Raw genomic sequence first — 17,993 nt, 5'->3', positions numbered from 1 at the left:
GCTAACTTCCCATCCGGTTCAGCCGGCTGCGCGGATCATTGTATTCGTTCATCGACATCGACAGCAGGAAGAGCGCGAGGAACAGAATGACGATGACGGCGACGGGTGCCGCCACCCACCACCATATTCCGGCGATCAGCGCCGAATGCGCATTGGCCCAGTAGATCATCATGCCCATGGTCGGCGTCTCGATATCGGTGAAGCCGAGTACCGAAAGCGTGATCTCCATGCCGATCGACCAGATCATGTTGTTCATCGTCGTGGCGAAGACGATCGGCAGCACATAGGGCAGGTGCTCCTCGACGAGGATCTTGCGCATCGTCATGCCGGAATAGACGCTCTGGGTGGTAAACGGCCGGCTCTTCAGGCCGAGCGCCACCGAGCGGATCAGCCGGGCATCATAGGACCAGCCGAGCGAGGCCATGATGACGATCAGCACGGTCCAGGTCATGTTGTCCTTCAGCACGAAATAGAACAGGATCAGCAGCGGAAATTGCGGTATCACCATGACGCTGTCGTTGATCGCCATCAGCACCCGGTCGACCGCGCCGCCGGCATAACCGGCGACCAGCCCGACGACCAGCGAGATGATGCGCGAGAGAAAGGCGACGCCGATGCCGAAGAACAGCGTGTTGCGCAGCGCCGTCGTCAGCTGCCAGAAAACGTCCTGGCCGCGTGAGGTCGTGCCCAGCCAATATTCGCCGTCCGGCGGCATATCGGGCGGCAGGAGATAGATGTCGGTCGCGCCATAGGGCGAGAAATACGACAAGATGACGAAGCCGACGATGACGGCAAAGAGCAGCAGGCCGCAGAGGAATTCCATATTCTGGCGGGCGAGGTCGCGGATGATGGTAAACATGCCTATTCCACCTTGATGCGCGGATCGATCAGCGGGCTCAGCACGTCGATGATGAAGACGGCGGCGGCGACGCCGACAATCGACAGGGCGCTGAGGCCGAGCACCAGGCTGTAGTCGCCGGCATGCACAGCTTCGATCAGCAGATTGCCGATGCCCGGATAGCCGAAGACGATTTCGGTGATGACGGTCCCGTTGAAGATCGCGCCGAGCGACATGGCAAGCCCGGTAAACTGCGGCACCATGGCGTTGCGGGCGATGTAGGAGCGCAGGATCTTTCCCTTGGGAACGCCTCCGAGTTCGGCGAAGACGACATAGTCGTCGGTGATGATGTTGGAAACCAATGCCCGCATGCCGATCAGCCAGCTGCCGGCGCCGACAAGGATCAGCGATAGGGCGGGCAGGATGGAGTGCTTGAGGATATCGAAGACGAGAGCAAAGGAGAGGTCCAGATTGGCGTTCATCTCATAGCCGCCATTGATCGGCAGCACCGGCCAGATAAAGCCGAAGACGATGAGAAGCACGAAGGCGAGAATATAATAGGGAATGGGCAGCAGGGCGATGAAGACGAGGCTGACGGCCTTCAGCACCATATCCTTGCGGTAATAGCCGGCGAGTGCGCCGATCGCATTGCCGAGCACGAAGGTGATCAGCGTCGACACCGTCATCAGCCCGATCGTCCAGGGCAGGGAGCGCAGGATGATGGTGGTGACCGGCGTGGGAAAAGCCGAAAGCGAGGGGCCGAGATCGCCTGTGGCAAGCCGCAGCCAGAAGTGCAGATATTGCTGCCAGATCGAGCCCTGCATGCCGTACAGCTCGCGCAGCGACTGGCGCATCAGCTCGATCGCATTCGGGTCGGACTGTCCCATCTGGGTGATGGCGCCGATGCTTTCTTCGACCGGATCGATCGGGGTCAGGTGGGTGACGAAGAAGGTGATCGTCACGCCGAGAAAGACGACGAGCAGAAACTGACCGAACCGCTTCAGCACAAAGATCAGATAGGGCGTCATAAGGCAGTGGTTCCTCTCTGGTTCCCTTTCATCGGATGGAAAGGATCGGCGGGCAGAGCCCGCCGATAAGGGGCCGGCGCGTGGCTGCGCGCCGGCGTTGGGAGGATTATTTCGGTTGGGCGGGCTTCAGCTTGACCATCATCAGCCTGGAGTTCGCCCAGTTCGGCACTGGATCCGTATAGGGGTCCTTGATCGTCGGATAGCCGGTCCAATAGGTCGTATCCATCGAGGTGAAGACGTTATAGGACATCAGCGGGATCGTCGGCATTTCCCGGGCGACCAGTTTCAGATAATCCTTGCCGAGCTCCATGCCCTTGGGATCGTCGGCGCTGATGCCGCGGATGCTCTCGATGATCTTGTCGAGCTCCGGATTGGACCAGCGCTGCCAGTTGCGCGGCGGCTGAACCTCACCCTTCTTAGCCACGAACTGCGAGTGCCAGCTGTCGAGGAAGAAGGAGAGATCGGGATCGCCGCCCCAGGTTTCGACGCTCCAGGCGATCGCCACCTGGAAATCGCCGGGCTGCAGCGCCGTCTGCCAAAGTTTCGCGGCCGGCACGGCTTTGGCGTCGATGCCGAAGGCCGCCCATTGCTGTGCGATCAGGGTTCCGGCGCGGGTGAAGACCGAGCGCGTGTCGCCTTCCACCGTCATCCGGATCTTGAAGGGCTGGCCATCAGGGGTCAGCCATTTGCCGCCGGATTTCTTGAAGCCTGCCTTCTCAAGCAGTTCGCCGGCGGCTTTCGGATCGGGTTTCCACCAGCCATAGCCGAAGGCACCGCTGATCGCCTCAGGATCGGTCGGAATCTGGTCCTTGAACTTCGGCTGCTTGCGCAGGATATCGGCGATCTGTTGCCCGACTGTCGGGTCATAAGGCTTGATCTTGCTCTTGCCGGTATCGATCTCGAAATTCTTCAGCCAATCCTGCATCGGCGCCTGATAGTCTTTCATCGTGGCCGCCGTCGGCGGCACGCCGAGCGCCGAAAGCGTCGCCGCCCCGCGGTAGCTCGCCATATCGACGGCCTTGATGTCGATCAGCAGGGCCAGCGCCCAGCGCACGTCGGCATTGTCGAAGGGCGCATCCTGGGTGTTGAAAATGACCGCCGGCAGCGTCGGATCCGGATGGGCAAAGGGGAAGCCCGGGAACCAGGTATCGATTGTCTTCGATTTCTCCTTGAGGGTGAACATGCCCTCCGGCGTATTGTCGTGGATGATATCGAGATTGTGCTCGAGCTGGGCGATGGTGCGTTTATCCGGTGGGCCGGGATCGGTATAGGTCACATATTTCGGGGCGGGCTCGCCGAAGCGGGCAAGCGAGGTCCGCTGCCAGTCGTCGCGCTTCTCCCAGGTGTACCATTTGCCCTGCGGATCGTAGGACTTCAGCTTGTAGGCGCCGAGCGAGACGGGATTGGCGAAATCATAGCGAAGCGGATCTTCGACTTTCTCGAACACGTGCTTCGGCATGATCCAGGCGCCGTTCCAGCGCACGGTGAAGATAGCGTGGAAGCGCGAATTCGGCTTCTTCAGCTTGAACACCACGGTCTGGGGATCGGTCGCCTCGACGCTTGCCACCTGTACCGAGAAGGCCGCACTCCAGACCATGCCGGGGTGGTCCATCTGCGTCTTGACGGTATAGACGACGTCGTCGGCCGTGAACTCGACGCCGTCGCTCCAGAACAGCCCCTTGCGCAGTTTCACGGTCATTTCGGTAAAATCGGCATTATATTGCGGCTTGTCGGCGGCGAGCGAATTGTCCCAGGACGCGCCGCCAAGCCCCTGTTCAGGGTCGATATACCAGAGCGTATCCATGGTCAGCTGCTGCAGGCCGGTGGAGACACCGCCGCCGCCATTGACCCAGATGTTGAACCAGCCGGGATTCTTGATCGTCCCTTCCGGATTTTCGACGATGAGCGTCTCCTTGCGCGGCAAGGAGGTATAGTCATCGGCCTTGGCAGTCGCCGCCAGGCCGATTGTGGCCAGCGCGACGCCGAATGCGAACCTCTTCCACTGTTGCATGAACTCCTCCCTAAAAAGCGACGATGCGGCGGCCGCTAAGGCACGCATGGGTACGTCGCGGTTGTCGGTTCGCTTTGACATCGGACCCGAGCAATCGAGTCAGGGCTCTGGCGAACCATCCGTCCGGCCCGCCTGCCTCCTCGCAGTCGAGCCAAATTTCTCAGCCGGGCCCCATGTCGGGATTACCGGCGGCGGCTGTCACACCGACAGCCGAATGACGTTGTAGGACAGCGGTTTCAGCGCCGCCCGCACCCGTCCATCCTCGACCTTCGCAGTCTCGACATTGACCGGAGCGACGGTCTCTTGCCGCGCAGCCGTGTTGACCGCTTCGAGATCGCCGTGGGTCATCTCCACCTGCTCGATCACCCTGGCAGATCCGAACCCTTCCAGTCGCACATCGAGATCGAGTGCCGTGGTCGGATGGCGGTTGACGGCAAAGAAGGTCAGCGTCCTGCCGTCTTCGGAATGCACCGCCGACACGTCGAGATAGGGAACGTCGTTTTCCTCGTCGCTGTCATAGGTCGGACCGTCGACAACAAGCTGCAGCGCCGTTCCACGGCCATAACGGGAGGCGTAGTAGAAGGGATAATAGATCGTCTGGCGCCAGGCAGCACCGCCGTCGTCGGTCATGATCGGAGCAATGACGTTGACGAGCTGGGCGATGCAGGCGATGCGCACCCGGTCGGAGCGGCGGATGAAGGTGTTCAAAATGCCGCCGACCTGCAGCACATCCTCGAAATTATAGACGTCTTCCAAGAGATGCGGCGCATCCGGCCATTCGTCGCGCGCCAGGATCTCCTTGTCCTGCTGGTTGGAATGATACCAGACGTTCCATTCGTCGAAGGAAATGCCGATCGTCTTCTTCGAGCGCTTCTTCGCCTTGACGTAGTCGATCACGCCGCCGATCGTGGTGATGTAGCGGTCGAGCTTCGTCGCCCGGGCGAGATAGTTGAGCGTATTTTTCTCGCGGTTGGCGAAATACATATGCAGCGAGATATGGTCGGCGCTGTCATAGCACTGCTCGAGCACCTGAGCTTCCCAATCGGGATAGGTCTTCATGTCGGAATTGGACGAGCCGCAGACCACGAGTTCCAGCGACTTGTCGAAGCCGCGCATCGCTTTTGCCGTCTCGTCCGCCAGCCGGCCATATTCATAGGCCGACTTGTGGCCGACCTGCCAGGGGCCATCCATCTCGTTGCCGAGGCACCACATTTTGACATCGTGGGGATTGGACCAGCCATGCTTGCGGCGCAGATCCGACCAGTATGTGCCGCCCGGATGATTGCAATATTCGAGGAAATTGCGGGCGGCGTCGAGGCCGCGCGATCCCAGATTGACGGCAAGCATCGGCTTGGTGTTGGCCTTCTTGCACCAGTCGACGAACTCGTTGACGCCGATCTGGTTGGCTTCACGGGTGCGCCAGGCAAGGTCGAGGCGTACCGGGCGCTCCGAACGCGGGCCGACGCCGTCTTCCCAATTATAGGCCGAGACGAAGTTGCCGCCGGGATACCGGCAGTAGGGCGTATCGAGTTCACGCACCAGATCGAGCACGTCGCGGCGGAAGCCGTCCTCATCGGCTGTCGGATGTCCGGGCTCATAGATACCGCCGTAGATCGCTCTGCCGAGATGCTCGAGAAACGAGCTGTAGAGCCTGGCATCAATAGTCGCGATTCGGAAATCGCGGTGGGCAACGACATTCGTCTTCAACGGATCCTCCCGTTTATGTATCAAGATTTTTGTTTTCTTGCCTCTAACTTGATATCAGGAATGTCGTTCTGTCAACCGAGCTGCATATTTAATCATACTAATGAAAATTTCCAGAAAATCATTTAATTACATTGTGTTTAGTTTATTTCATGCATCGCTAATGTGGAAAAGAAGTTCGCTATTAAAATCACGATTTCCGATATTGAGTTCATCAGACGTGCAGGCGCATGATGATATCGCGGCCGTGATTTCCGAAGCCGCGGCCAAAAATATTGACGCCGCCGGTATGGCCGGCATTCTCCGCGATACCGACCCGGAGCCGGATGGACGAGTGCTGGGCCAGCGCCAGATCGGTGAGCGTCACATTCGATGCGGCGATGCCGTCGATGAAGGTGCCGCGCGTCGAGATGCGCCAGGTCTTCATCGCCCCATATTGCGAGCCCTCGAGCTTCCACCAGGCTGGCGTGAAGGCGCCGCGCTTGTCGCCGTAATCGCCCGGCGACGTCCATGTTCCGATCGCCATGCCATTGACCCAGAGGGTGATGTCGGAGGGCCAGTCCGGATTGGTGCCGGGGACCTCGGACGACAGCTCCAGCGAAAATTCGATGGCGCGAATATCCTTGTTCAACACCTTGGCATTGTTGGGGAATTTATACTCGACATAACCCCGGCCGAACCAGACGAGCCCGGCCTGCATGCGCTGGGGATCCAGGAAATAGTCGGGTACATCGAGCGGCCCGATGACGCTCTCGGTGGAGCAAAGACCGCAGGGCGCATGCACGTCGCAACTAGTATAAAGCCCCACCGGCATCTCGACTTCGATGACATTGTTCGCCCTTTGCGCCGCACTTTCCTCGAAGCTGATCAGGATTTCGCTGTAGATCGCCGAGCAGATCTTCTGGTTTCCCTTGCGCGCCTTCGCCAGCCGGGAATCGACCAACCCGGCATCTTCCAGAATCTGAATCCCGGTCGCCACGGTGGATTGGGGGAGGGAAAGCGCCTGCGCGATGTCGTTGATATTCAGCGGCCCCTTGGCGCAGAGCAGCTTCAGCATCTCCACCCGCGCCGGCGCCGAAAGCGCCCGAACTGCCTCATGGTTCTCACCAGCGGCAATCGTCAAAAACGAACGTTCCATCACTTCCCCACTATTTCCGATGAAATGATGTATATCGGAAATTATGATACATCAAGTGGGGAATACTAGGCCGGTCACGACCGTTTTGTATGGTACACACATCAAAGGTCCAGCTCGTCCCGGATGGGCTGCCGTGAGATTTCCAGTTCAACTCCCCCGACCGATTGCAAGCGAGCGCGAATAGCATCGGCAAGATTGCGCGCCGTCGGCTCGGTGGTCGCAAGCGCCGCACGCAGAATATCGCGTGCTTCGTCTTCCATCGAACGGCCATGCGCGGCGGCGCGAACGCGCAGCCGCTGCTTCAATCCCTCATCGAGGTTGCGTATCGTTATGTTGGCCATCATTGCCTCCATTTGGCATCAATCACTGATCGCATCTCCGAAGCAACGGTGACGAAGTGGATCCCCGGCCGCAGGCTTCAGGGAATGGGTCGACCCTGGTCAGTGTCTCGGCGCCCGCGGCTGCGGATCGGCATAAAGCGCGATGAGGCGTTTTCCGGACTCAACCCGACAAGCGTCTTCAACGCTTGGCGGACGAGTGCGCCGGTTTCTTTGTGCCCGGTGAGGGACCTGGCCCTTTCCACGAGAGCGTCATCGAGGTTAATAGTCGATCGCATCGTCCAGTTTCCTTATCCTGGTGTCCTGCCTAGTCCCATCAGCAGGCATCGGCTGTGGAATTAGCGGCCGGGGATTGTTGTAATTCGGCCCATTCCGTCACGGAGCCGAAAAATTGCTCAGTGCCCGGTTGCCTCAGGCTGCAGATCAGCATCGGTCAGCGTCCCCAGGAAGGCAACGATCTCGTCGATCTCCGGATCGGTGAGGGCAGGTGCATCGCCCGGCTTCCTGCCGAAGGGCGGGTCCTGGTTGAGATTGTCCCAGTAGGCTTGCGGCAGGTCGTCATATCTGCGGATCGTGCCGTCTGAATTTTTCGGATACCAGCGGCCAGGATCGATGTCGCGCGTCGCATAGAAGGAGACGACGTCGCGCAGCGTGTGGAAATAGCCGTTGTGGAAGAAGTTCTTTTTCAGCGCCACATTGCGCAGCGTCGGCGTGCGGAACAGGCCGCATATTCGTTGTGTCCGGCGAGATCGGTACGCAGCGGGCCGCAGAGTCCGAGGTCGTGATAGTCGGGATCGGCGTTGGCCGGGATTGCCATGTTGCGGGGGGCGGCGAGCCCGAGGAAGCCGAAATCGGAAAAGAGCGGCGGCTCGCCGTCATTTGCCGGTTCGCTCAGATGGCAGCTCGAGCAGTTGCCTTTTTCCGGATCCTCGAACAGTTGCCGCCCGTGCAATTCCTGCGCAGTCAGCGTCGCCTTGCCGGCGAGAAAGGCGTCGTAGCGGCTGGAATAGGGATAAAAATCCGGGCCGCTTTGCTCGAAGGTGGCGAGCGCCTCGGCGGCGGCGTCAAAGGTGTCTTGCGGATTGTCGAACACCCTCTCGCCAAAGGCTGCCTTGATGTCGGCGGCATAGGGCGCCTTGCGCAATTTGACCGCGACCTCGGCCGCATCCTTGTTGCCCATCTCGAAGGGCGAGAGCAGCGGGATCTTCGCCTGGTCGGCGCCGTGATCGACCCGGCCGTCCCAGGTCAGGCCGCCGGTCGGGCCATTGTCGACGCTTTCGTCGCCCTCGTCCTCGGAATCGTAATAATGCTCGGTGAATGCCGGCACCGCCTGCAGATAACGCAGCGTCGGAACGGCGCGCAGGCCAGGCTGGTTCATATCCTTGCCGCCGATTTCGACCGGCCCCGCCGATGCCGGGCCGAAGGCGTGGGCCGGATCATGGCAGGAGGCGCAGGCCTGCAGGCCGGAGGCCGACAGCGAAGTATCCGAGAATATCTTGCGGCCGAGTGCGGCCAGTGTCTCGGCCCGGGCGAAGGCCTCGGCACGCGACATCGGTCCGGGATGCACGCCGGAGGCGGCCGCCGCGCTGCTTTGCCGCAGCGGCAGAATGACCAGACAGAACGCTGCAGCACCGAGTCCGACCACCATGGCGGATCGCGCAAGCCGGATAGTGTCGGTGATCATGATAAGGATCCCAATGACTTGGCATTCGTCTCCTTCATGATCGAACCTCGCTGCAACAAATTGATGACGGTTATCCCGCGGGCGCTTCGTGACCGTCGCATGTCACAAAGTTGAAAGATGGCGGGAATAGCGTCAGGTCGCCCCCAAGCGTCTCGCTCCCTCTAGCCAACGCCCAAAGCCATGAGGTACCCCTGTGAAAAGTCTGAAACGCCTCGCCACAATCTGTCTCGCCGGGTCGGCGATGCTGCCGCTCGCCATGGCGACGGCTGCCCATGCCGCACCCGCCGGTTACGACAAGATCGACAATATCGTCGTCATCTATGCCGAAAACCGCAGCTTCGATAATCTCTACGGCAGCTTTCCCGGCGCCAATGGCCTCGCCGACGTCGGTGCCGATCAGGTCCGCCAGCTCGACCGCGACGGCCAGCCGCTCGCCGAACTGCCGCCGGCCTGGGGTGGCCTGACCGCCAAGGGCGTGACCCCCGCTATCACCGAAGCGCAGTCGGCCCATCTTGCCAATGCCAGCTTCGCGATCGACGATCCGAAGGGTTTTGCGCAGGCGCCATCGGTCGTCACCCGCGATCTCTGGCACCGCTTCTATCAGGAGCAGATGCAGATCGACGGCGGCAAAAACGACAAGTTCGTCGCCTGGGCCGATTCCGGCAGCCTGGTCATGGGCCATTATGACGGCTCCATCCTGCCGATGTGGCAGGTGGCGAAGAAATACGTCCTTGCCGATAATTTCTTCCAGGGCGCCTTCGGCGGTTCGTTCCTCAATCACTTCGCGCTGGTCTGCGCCTGCGCGCCCTATTATCCCGATGCCGACAAGAGCCCGGCCAAGCCTGTGATCGCCAAGGTCGATGCCGACGGCACGTCGCTGACGGTCACGGAAAACGCCCCGAAGTCGGCGCTGGAGGGCGCACCGAAATTCGTCTCCGACGGCACGCTGACACCGGACTTTTACGCCGTCAACACCATGCAGCCGCCCTACCAGCCGAGCGCCAATCCGCCGGCCAAGGATGGTGATCCAGCCTTGGCCGATCCCAATGCCGCAACGACGCTGCCGCCGCAGCATGCGATCACCATCGGCGACCTCCTGTCGCTGAAGGGCGTCAGCTGGGCTTGGTATAGCGGCGCCTGGCAGGCAGCCCTTGACGGCAAGAACGCCACGCCGGTGCCGAACTTCCAGTTCCACCACCAGCCGTTCAATTATTTCGCCAATTTCGCGCCCGGCACCCCGGCGCGCGCCGAACACCTGAAGGACGGCGGCCTTGCCGGCGAGGCTTTCTTGAAGGATATCGACGCGGGCAAACTGCCGGCGGTTTCCTTCTACAAGCCGCAGGGCAATCTCAACGAACATGGCGGTTATGCCGATGTCTCGAGCGGCGACCAGCATCTTGCCGATATCGTCTCCCATCTCGAGAAGAGCCCACAATGGGGCCATATGCTGGTCATCGTCACCTATGACGAAAACGGCGGCTTCTGGGATCACGTCGCGCCGCCGAAGGCCGACCGCTGGGGCCCGGGCAACCGCATCCCGGCCTTCATCATCTCGCCTTCGCCAAGGGCGGCACGGTCGATCACAGCCAGTACGACACGACATCGATCCTCCGGCTGATCACGGCGCGCTACGATCTGCCGGTGCTGCCCGGCATCGTCGCCCGCGACAAGGCGCTGGGTGATAACGGCCGCCCGCCGATGGGTGACCTCACTGCCGCGCTCGACCTGACGCATTGACGTTTTGCGAGCGGCCCCGATTTCCACAGGGGCCGCTCCCTCTCCATGTTTACCGTTACCGGCGCAGCAGCGGCCGCAAGGCGGCCTGCGTTTCCTTCAGCAGCGGCAGGTACCGCTCTTTCATCTCCGCGGCCGGGACGAGGGCGGCCGGCGCGCCGATATTGATCGCCGCAACCGTTTCGCCGCGATCGTTGTCGATCGGTACAGCGATCGAGCAGAGGCCGATCTCCAGTTCCTGGTCGATGATGGCGTAACCCTCTGTCCGCACACGACGGAACTCGGCGATCAGCTCATCAGGGTCCGTCCTGGTATTGACCGTGTTCTGCTTCAGCTCGCTGCGGGCAAGGATGGCACGCGCCTCGTTTTCGCTAAGGGCGGCCAGCAGCACGCGGCCCATCGAGGCACAGTAGGCGGGCAGGCGGCTGCCGGGGGTGAGATTGATCGACATGACGCGGCGCTGGGCGGCGCGGGCGATGTAGACAATCTCGGTGCCGTCGAGCACTGAGGCCGAGGCGCTCTGACCGGCCCTCTGCGAGAGAAGATCGAGATGCGGCTGCAACAACGCCGGCAGCGGTGTGGCGGCGAGATAGGCATGGCCGAGCCGCAGGATCTTCGGCGTCAGCGTGAAGAACTTGCCGTCATAATCGGCATAACCGAGTTCGGCCAGCGTCAGCAGCGAGCGGCGCACGGTGGCGCGGTCGAGCTCCGTCAGCTTGGCGGCTTCCGCAATCGATAGCCGCTGGCGCGTCTCGCCAAATGCTTCGATGACTTTCAGGCCGCGGGCAAAGCCGCTGACAAAATCCGTTTCGCGCATGGTTCGGTTCTCCAATCGATTGACTGAATTTGTGCGATATATGAACAAATGTCAAATAACGCACAAATTTCTTGCCGAGCGGACCGTCCCGCCTTATGCCTGACCCTTGAGGACGGAGGAGCAGTTCTCGATCTAGCCAAGGAGAGTCCCGCATGGACAAGACAGTCGGGAGCACGGCGGAGGCCGTATCGGAGATCGGTGATGGCGCGACCGTCATGATCGGTGGTTTCGGTGGCTCCGGGGCGCCGATCGAGCTCATTCATGCCCTGATCGACAAGGGCTCGAAGAACCTGACCGTGATCAACAACAATGCCGGCAACGGCCGCATCGGCATCGCCGCGATGATTGACGCCGGCCTGGTCCGGAAAATGATCTGCTCGTTTCCGCGTTCGTCGGATCCGCGCGCCTTTACCGACAAATACCTGGCCGGCGAAATCGAACTCGAGCTGGTGCCGCAGGGAACGCTGGCCGAGCGCATCCGCGCCGGCGGCGCCGGCATTCCGGCTTTCTACACGCCGACCGGCTACGGCACCGAATTGGCCGAGGGCAAGGTCATCGCCGAATTCGATGGCCGCCATTATGTGCAGGAACGCTGGCTGAAGGCCGATTTCGCCATCGTCAAGGCTGAGATCGGCGATATTCAGGGCAACCTCACCTACAACAAGGCCGGGCGCAACTTCAATCCACTGATGTGCATGGCCGCTGCCAAGACCATCGTTCAGGTCTCGTCGATCGTGCCGGCCGGCGGCATCGATCCGGAGCATGTGGTGACGCCGGGCATATTCGTCGACCGTGTCGTCACTGTTCCCAATCCTCAGCAGGAAGAAGAGCTCATTCGAGCCGGAGTGGCCTACGTATGACCATCGATATCAGGGATGACATCAAACTTTCCAATGCGCAGATCGCCTGGCGGGCCGCCCAGGATATCGCCGACGGCGCCTATGTGAACCTCGGCATCGGCTTTCCGGAAATGGTCGCCCGTTATCAGCCGCCCGGTCGTCAGGCAATCTTCCACACAGAAAACGGCATCCTGAATTTCGGCGAGCCGCCAGCCGAAGGCGAAGAGGACTGGGATCTGATCAACGCCGGTAAGAAGGCGGTGACGCTGAAGCCGGGTGCGGCTTTCTTCCATCACGCCGACAGCTTCGCCATGGTGCGCGGCGGCCATCTCGACGTTGCGATCCTCGGCGCCTATCAGGTCGCGGAGAATGGCGATCTCGCCAATTGGCGGGTGGGCAGCAAGGGCGTGCCGGCCGTTGGCGGTGCCATGGACCTCGTGCATGGCGCTAAGCAAGTCTGCGTCATCACCGAACACGTCACCAAGACAGGCGAGCCGAAGCTGGTGGAGAAATGCACCTTCCCGCTGACCGGCGTTGCCTGCATCACCCGCGTCTACACCAGCCATGCCGTCATCGACATCGTCGACGGGCGCTTCGTCCTGCGCGAGAAGCTGACCGCGATGTCGCAGGCGGAATTGCAGGCGATGACCGGTGCGCCGCTGCATGTTGCAGGGCCGGTTGCCGACCTCGTCGTCCCGAAACTCTAAAGGAACAGCCATGACCGAAGCTTTTATCTGCGACTATATCAGGACGCCGATCGGCCGCTTCGCCGGCTCGCTCTCTGGGGTTCGCGCCGATGATCTCGGCGCCATCCCGCTGAAGGCGCTGATGGAACGCAACGGCACTGTTGATTGGGAAGCCGTCGACGACGTGATCTTCGGCTGCGCCAACCAGGCGGGCGAGGACAACCGCAATGTCGCGCGCATGTCGGCGCTCTTGGCCGGTCTGCCGATCACTGTCCCGGGCACGACGATCAACCGGCTCTGCGGCTCCGGCATGGATGCAGTGATCACGGCGGCGCGCGCCATCCGCGCCGGCGAGGCTGAACTGATGGTCGCCGGCGGCGTCGAAAGCATGTCGCGCGCGCCCTTCGTCATGCCGAAAGCCGAGACGGCCTTTTCGCGGGCGGCCGAAATCCACGACACCACGATCGGCTGGCGCTTCGTCAATCCGCTGATGAAGAAGCAGTACGGCGTCGATTCCATGCCGGAGACCGGCGAGAACGTCGCCGAGGATTATCAGATCAGCCGCGCAGATCAGGATGCCTTCGCGGTGCGAAGCCAGGCGAAGGCGGCGGCCGCGCAGGTGAGCGGGCGGCTGGCGAAAGAGATCACCTCGGTGAGCATCCCGCAGCGCAAGGGCGATGCCATCATCGTCGACAAGGACGAACATCCGCGTGCGACGACGATCGAGACGCTGGCAAAACTCTCCACACCTTTCAAGAAGGAAGGCGGTACGGTGACCGCAGGCAATGCCTCCGGTGTCAATGACGGGGCGGCAGCGCTGATCGTCGCCTCCGAAGCGGCGGCGCGAAAATACGGTCTGACGCCGATCGCCCGCATCCTCGGCGGCGCGGCCGCCGCCGTTCCCCCACGGGTGATGGGCGTGGGGCCGATCCCGGCCTCGCGCAAGCTGATGGCCAGGCTCGACATAACTCAAGAGCAGTTCGACGTGATCGAACTCAACGAGGCCTTTGCCAGCCAGGGGCTGGCGGTGCTGCGGGCGCTCGGCATTGCCGATGACGATCAACGGGTGAACCGCAACGGCGGCGCGATCGCGCTCGGCCATCCGCTTGGCATGTCAGGCGCCCGCATCACCGGCACGGCGGCGCTCGAGCTTCTGGAGACCGGCGGAAAATATTCGCTGTCGACGATGTGTATCGGCGTCGGGCAGGGGATTGCGATCGCGCTCGAACGGGTTTGATCGCGTCGTTGCGCCAGGTGCCCGGCTTCGATAGAAATCGGGCATGCTGATCCGAGCCGCAGACAACAACGATCGAAACGCCATCTAGAGGATCATTGGCCCGACGATCCGCGCCGGTGAGACCTATGCGCTCGACCGCAATCTCTCCGAAGCCGATGCGCTCACCTACTGGATAGGAGCGGACCGCGAAACCTTCGTCGCGGAAGAGGACGGCGTGATCCTCGGCACCTATTACATCAAGGCCAATCAGGCCGGTGGCGGCCGCCATGTCTGCAATTGCGGCTACATGACCGATCCCGCCGCGAGCGGCCGCGCCGTCGCCCGCCGCATGCAGGAACATTCCATGCAGCACGCCCGCGCCCAGGGCTTTCGGGCGATGCAGTTCAATTTCGTCGTCAGCAGCAACCGCCGCGCCGTCGAGCTCTGGCAATCCCTCGGCTTCGAAATCGTCGGCCGTCTTCCCGGCGTCTTCCTTCATCCCACCGAGGGTTATGTCGACGCATTGGTGATGTTTCGAACGCTGTAGGACTGTGCACCGAAAAAAGATGTAAGCAGCCTGTCGAAATGACAGCGGCTCGAACGTCTTTAGATCGCGAGGCGCGGATTGCGGCGGAGCAGCCGTGTGCGTCGCGATCACTCTGTCGGCATGGAGGTTATGAAGCATGAGTGTTTCCTATCGTTGGGTCATCGTCGCTGTCGGCGCTTTGATGTCGTGCGTGGCAATCGGTGCGATGTTCTCGCTGGCAATTTTCCAGGAACCGATCGCCACCGCCACCGGCTGGTCGCATGTCGGCATAGCCAGCGCGATGACGCTGAATTTCATCGTCATGGGCTTCGGCGGGTTCTTCTGGGGTGCGGCCAGCGACCGCTTCGGCCCGCGCATCGTCGTGCTGATCGGCTCCCTGCTGCTCGGCCTGGCACTGGTTCTGGCGAGCCGGGCCGAAACGCTGCTGCAGTTCCAACTGACCTACGGCATCCTCGTTGGCCTCGCCGCCAGCGCCTTCTTCGCGCCGATGATCGCGGCGACGACGGCCTGGTTCGACGAAAGCCGCGGTCTTGCCGTGTCGCTCGTTTCGGCCGGCATGGGCGTCGCGCCGATGACCATCTCGCCTTTCGCGCGCTGGCTGATCTCGGCCTATGAATGGCGCCCCGCCATGTTGATCATCGGCATTGCCACCTGGGTGCTTCTGGTGCCGGTCGCCTTCCTGGTCCGGCGCCCGCCGGCCGAAGCTGCCGATATCGGCACCGATTTCGCGGCTGGCGGCGCCCGGCCACAACTGTCGAAAGTCTTCCGGTCGCCGCAGTTCATCGTGCTCGGCCTGACCTTCTTTGCCTGCTGCGCGGCCCATTCCGGACCGATCTTCCATATGGTCAACTATGCGACGATCTGCGGCGTCGCTCCGATGGCGGCCGTCAGCATCTATAGCGTCGAGGGTCTGGCTGGTCTCGGTGGCCGGCTGCTGTATGGCACCCTCGCCGACAGGATCGGGGTGAAGCCGGTGCTGGTCGCCGGCCTCTTGGTGCAGGCGGCAGCCCTTGCGACTTATCTCTTGGTCAGCGAGTTGGCCCAATTCTATGCGCTCGCCATCGTCTTCGGCAGCGCCTATGGCGGCGTGATGCCGCTTTATGCGGTGCTGGCGCGGGAGTATTTCGGCCAGCGCATCATCGGGACCGTCTTGGGAGCGGCGACGATGCTCTCCAGCCTCGGCATGGCCTTCGGTCCTCTTATCGGCGGCTGGATATTCGACACCTTCGCCAATTATTCCTGGCTGTTCATCGGCTCGGCGATGGTTGGACTTGGGGCGGCTGGGATCGCGCTGGCATTCCCGCCACTCGTGCGACAGAAGCCGCAGCCGGTCTTTGGGGTGTCTTCGCGATGACGTCACATTCAGGGAAAGCATTCGCCGAACGGAAACACATCGTACGGTTGCTACTTGCATAAATGTGTTTCAGAGTGGTGAGGATCGCCATGTCCGTTTGATGGAGAATCCGTTGAGACGCGCGCTCCTGACGCTCTTGTTCGCAGTTTCCTTTGTTCTTTCGGCGTCGCTTGGCGAGGCTGGTGTCTCGCCTTCAAACCAGAGTGAAGCGGCGATAAGGTTTCAAGCGGTGGATGGCCTGGCGCGCCAGACCCGTACGCAAGGGGATTTGCCGCGCTGGTCGAATCCCGATCACGCCGAAGTTCTCGCACAGTTTTGGGACGTACAGGCGACGGTGGGCACGCCGCCCTATGTCTCGGCCGATCTGCCGGCACTTCTTGCTACCGCCGATCGGGCAGGCGCCCTTTACAAGACTTATGTCCTGTTCACGCCGCAATCCGCAGCGGTGCCTGATACGTCCGCCAATACCTCCAAATACCAGGATGAGATCGCGCGAGCTGCCGCCTATCTGCTGCGGGTGCAGGCCGCCGAGCTCGAGGCCATCGCAGATTTCGTCACAACGATTCCGGCCGCTGAAATGACGAAGCCACGCCGGACGGGACTGCAGCAGATGCGGCTTGGCATTAACGAGATGGTCACCGGTGCCGTCTTGATGTTGCGTTCGCCTGGGCTGCATACGGCCAACCGCAATATTCTGTTGAACAGCCTCGCTGACATCGCCGCAACCATGTCGGCGTCGACGCCGCCAGCGGACAGGGCGGCTATGATTGCGCAAATCGAGGCGGTGCTGCCTGTCCTGGCCGGGCCAGAGCGGGAGAATGCGCTTGCGTTCAAATCAGCGTTCGAGCGCAAAGAGTGTACAGGGCTGTGCGCGGTGGAAGCGCAATAGCGATCAACAGTGTCAAACTGAATGAGAGCAAGTTTCACTTATGGAAAACACGTCTGCCCACTCCAGCAATGCCGATTGGACGCTGGCCGATTTTCTGAGCACCTATCGCTATTGGGCTCTCTTTTTGGCTTCGCTTCTTTTGGCGATCGGTGGCCAAGGTCTTAGTACAGTCCTTCCCATGATTTCGCGAATGACGGGCAGCAGCGCTCAGACTATCGGGATCTTCTATTTCGGATCCACTCTCGGCTGGGGTGTCGGGGCCTTCCTGGCGTTTGTCGTCGCGAGCCGGCATGCGCGGTCGGCTTTAATCTGCCCGCTTGTCGTCTGCGCCGTGGTCGCCATCAGTTTTCTGCCCGCGCCCGCGCTTTGGGGCTCGCCGGCGTTTCTAATTCTATTTGGTTTGGCATTGGGCACGGTTCGGGCCGTTTTTCCTCTCGCGATCGCCATCTTCCTGGTGGGCGGCAGGCCGGGCAAGATCGACTTCGGCTGCGCTCTCACGCTCATCTCAACGACGATACTGATCTCGGCCATCGCTCCGATCGGTGCTTCGTGGTTGGCCGAACTCGATCAAGCTGGTCTGCCCGTCGTTTTGGGTTTCCTGGCTTGCCTGCTCCTCGCTGTCATACTGCTGCTGCCGGCCGCGCACCTGACCTTCGATGAACCTCCGCGTCCGCGACACCGGCCGCTTACGCCGCGCCGGCGATCACCTCTCCTGGTCGCTTTGATCCTCAGCATCCCGCCGATCCTCAGCTTTTTGGTGGGGCTCGGCATCTATCTGCTTCAGGCGAATGGTTTCGACGTTACCTATTCCCCCATCACCTTGTTTCCAGCACTTCTCGCCCTCGGCATTGCTGTAGCCGCCTTTATCTATTTTGCCTTTTGGGTCTATCGTATCCACGGGGAGTTGGCGGGCGCGGCGCAGTCTCAGCGTCCGGTGACGCCGCTTGCGGCCATGCTGATTGCTATCCTTGTGCCGCTCGGATTGGCCGTTCTGGTCATGACCCTTGGCGATCTCCTCAACCATCGCGCACGCAATGCAGGCCAAAGACCGTTGGTTTCCATTGCCTGGCTCGCGATCTGGAGCTTCATCTTTCCACCGATCGCGATCGCAATGATCCAGAATGCCGCCAACGACAGCTATGTCGTAGGCTCCGGCACGGCTTGACACGC

14 protein-coding genes and 3 pseudogenes are annotated in these 17,993 nt (G+C 61.4%); 8 read left to right on the top strand and 9 right to left on the bottom strand.

Going from position 1 to position 17,993, the window contains the following annotated elements; all coding sequences use genetic code 11:
* Window position 1: 1 nt before the first annotated feature.
* The 8 genes and pseudogenes from RLEG4DRAFT_RS58940 to RLEG4DRAFT_RS58905 all read right to left on the bottom strand — a co-directional run bounded on the left by RLEG4DRAFT_RS58940 (window position 2) and on the right by RLEG4DRAFT_RS58905 (window position 8,741).
* Window positions 2-859 carry an ABC transporter permease gene (locus RLEG4DRAFT_RS58940; protein WP_003574614.1) on the bottom strand — a complete coding sequence of 286 codons (858 nt, stop codon included), beginning with the start codon at window positions 857-859 and terminating at the stop codon, window positions 2-4.
* 2 nt (window positions 860-861) lie between these two features.
* Window positions 862-1,866 (bottom strand): ABC transporter permease, encoded by a 1,005-nt coding sequence (locus RLEG4DRAFT_RS58935; protein WP_003574615.1) that lies wholly within the window; start codon window positions 1,864-1,866, stop codon window positions 862-864.
* A 106-nt stretch (window positions 1,867-1,972) separates the two neighbouring features.
* Entirely contained in the window at window positions 1,973-3,877 is a 1,905-nt protein-coding gene (locus tag RLEG4DRAFT_RS58930; RefSeq protein ID WP_003574616.1) for an ABC transporter substrate-binding protein, read from the bottom strand.
* 198 nt (window positions 3,878-4,075) lie between these two features.
* Complete coding sequence (locus RLEG4DRAFT_RS58925; RefSeq protein ID WP_003574617.1) at window positions 4,076-5,584, bottom strand: alpha-N-arabinofuranosidase; 1,509 nt, start codon at window positions 5,582-5,584, stop codon at window positions 4,076-4,078.
* 211 nt (window positions 5,585-5,795) lie between these two features.
* Complete coding sequence (locus tag RLEG4DRAFT_RS58920; protein ID WP_003574620.1) at window positions 5,796-6,719, bottom strand: ArsR/SmtB family transcription factor; 924 nt, start codon at window positions 6,717-6,719, stop codon at window positions 5,796-5,798.
* 101 nt (window positions 6,720-6,820) lie between these two features.
* Complete coding sequence (locus RLEG4DRAFT_RS58915; protein WP_003574622.1) at window positions 6,821-7,060, bottom strand: FitA-like ribbon-helix-helix domain-containing protein; 240 nt, start codon at window positions 7,058-7,060, stop codon at window positions 6,821-6,823.
* 99 nt (window positions 7,061-7,159) lie between these two features.
* Window positions 7,160-7,335, bottom strand: a pseudogene (locus tag RLEG4DRAFT_RS58910) (type II toxin-antitoxin system VapB family antitoxin).
* Between the two features lie 117 nt (window positions 7,336-7,452).
* Window positions 7,453-8,741, bottom strand: a pseudogene (locus RLEG4DRAFT_RS58905) (cytochrome-c peroxidase).
* Window positions 8,742-8,934: 193 nt separating this feature from the next.
* On the opposite strand from RLEG4DRAFT_RS58905, the pseudogene RLEG4DRAFT_RS58900 reads away from it, so the two are divergent.
* Window positions 8,935-10,478, top strand: a pseudogene (locus RLEG4DRAFT_RS58900) (acid phosphatase).
* Between the two features lie 55 nt (window positions 10,479-10,533).
* On the opposite strand, the gene RLEG4DRAFT_RS58895 reads toward RLEG4DRAFT_RS58900, so the two are convergent.
* A complete protein-coding gene (locus RLEG4DRAFT_RS58895; RefSeq protein WP_003574631.1) occupies window positions 10,534-11,292 on the bottom strand; it encodes an IclR family transcriptional regulator domain-containing protein in 759 nt (252 codons plus the stop codon).
* 152 nt (window positions 11,293-11,444) lie between these two features.
* Here RLEG4DRAFT_RS58895 and RLEG4DRAFT_RS58890 point away from each other — a divergent pair, with 152 nt between their 5' ends.
* The 7 genes from RLEG4DRAFT_RS58890 to RLEG4DRAFT_RS58860 all read left to right on the top strand — a co-directional run bounded on the left by RLEG4DRAFT_RS58890 (window position 11,445) and on the right by RLEG4DRAFT_RS58860 (window position 17,988).
* Entirely contained in the window at window positions 11,445-12,152 is a 708-nt protein-coding gene (locus RLEG4DRAFT_RS58890; RefSeq protein ID WP_003574633.1) for a 3-oxoacid CoA-transferase subunit A, read from the top strand.
* Complete coding sequence (locus RLEG4DRAFT_RS58885) at window positions 12,149-12,838, top strand: CoA transferase subunit B (RefSeq protein ID WP_003574635.1); 690 nt, start codon at window positions 12,149-12,151, stop codon at window positions 12,836-12,838. Before RLEG4DRAFT_RS58890 ends, RLEG4DRAFT_RS58885 begins: the two co-directional genes overlap by 4 nt.
* A gap of 10 nt (window positions 12,839-12,848) precedes the next feature.
* Entirely contained in the window at window positions 12,849-14,054 is a 1,206-nt protein-coding gene (pcaF, locus tag RLEG4DRAFT_RS58880) for a 3-oxoadipyl-CoA thiolase (RefSeq protein WP_003574637.1), read from the top strand.
* A 91-nt stretch (window positions 14,055-14,145) separates the two neighbouring features.
* Entirely contained in the window at window positions 14,146-14,580 is a 435-nt protein-coding gene (locus RLEG4DRAFT_RS58875; protein WP_245277926.1) for a GNAT family N-acetyltransferase, read from the top strand.
* 136 nt (window positions 14,581-14,716) lie between these two features.
* Window positions 14,717-15,934: an MFS transporter gene (locus tag RLEG4DRAFT_RS58870; RefSeq protein ID WP_003574639.1), complete on the top strand. Its 1,218-nt coding sequence runs from the start codon at window positions 14,717-14,719 to the stop codon at window positions 15,932-15,934.
* Between the two features lie 112 nt (window positions 15,935-16,046).
* Window positions 16,047-16,823, top strand: a complete 777-nt coding sequence (locus tag RLEG4DRAFT_RS58865) for a hypothetical protein (RefSeq protein WP_003574641.1) — start codon at window positions 16,047-16,049, stop codon at window positions 16,821-16,823.
* Between the two features lie 40 nt (window positions 16,824-16,863).
* Window positions 16,864-17,988, top strand: a complete 1,125-nt coding sequence (locus tag RLEG4DRAFT_RS58860) for a hypothetical protein (protein ID WP_003574642.1) — start codon at window positions 16,864-16,866, stop codon at window positions 17,986-17,988.
* The last annotated feature ends 5 nt before the right edge of the window (window positions 17,989-17,993 follow it).

It is taken from the genome of Rhizobium leguminosarum bv. trifolii WSM2297 (assembly GCF_000271845.1).
The sequence above is the reverse complement of the archived record's forward strand: the minus strand, read 5'-3'. Positions and strand labels throughout refer to the sequence as shown.

Excerpts from the sequence above, each read along its gene's own strand:
- RLEG4DRAFT_RS58870 (WP_003574639.1), top strand. The coding sequence starts at position 14,717 with ATGAGTGTTTCCTATCGTTGGGTCATCGTCGCTGTCGGCGCTTTGATG.
- RLEG4DRAFT_RS58915 (WP_003574622.1), bottom strand. The coding sequence starts at position 7,060 with ATGGCCAACATAACGATACGCAACCTCGATGAGGGATTGAAGCAGCGG.
- RLEG4DRAFT_RS58895 (WP_003574631.1), bottom strand. The coding sequence starts at position 11,292 with ATGCGCGAAACGGATTTTGTCAGCGGCTTTGCCCGCGGCCTGAAAGTC.
- RLEG4DRAFT_RS58935 (WP_003574615.1), bottom strand. The coding sequence starts at position 1,866 with ATGACGCCCTATCTGATCTTTGTGCTGAAGCGGTTCGGTCAGTTTCTG.
- pcaF (WP_003574637.1), top strand. The coding sequence starts at position 12,849 with ATGACCGAAGCTTTTATCTGCGACTATATCAGGACGCCGATCGGCCGC.
- RLEG4DRAFT_RS58940 (WP_003574614.1), bottom strand. The coding sequence starts at position 859 with ATGTTTACCATCATCCGCGACCTCGCCCGCCAGAATATGGAATTCCTC.
- RLEG4DRAFT_RS58885 (WP_003574635.1), top strand. The coding sequence starts at position 12,149 with ATGACCATCGATATCAGGGATGACATCAAACTTTCCAATGCGCAGATC.
- RLEG4DRAFT_RS58920 (WP_003574620.1), bottom strand. The coding sequence starts at position 6,719 with ATGGAACGTTCGTTTTTGACGATTGCCGCTGGTGAGAACCATGAGGCA.
- RLEG4DRAFT_RS58890 (WP_003574633.1), top strand. The coding sequence starts at position 11,445 with ATGGACAAGACAGTCGGGAGCACGGCGGAGGCCGTATCGGAGATCGGT.
- RLEG4DRAFT_RS58930 (WP_003574616.1), bottom strand. The coding sequence starts at position 3,877 with ATGCAACAGTGGAAGAGGTTCGCATTCGGCGTCGCGCTGGCCACAATC.
- RLEG4DRAFT_RS58860 (WP_003574642.1), top strand. The coding sequence starts at position 16,864 with ATGGAAAACACGTCTGCCCACTCCAGCAATGCCGATTGGACGCTGGCC.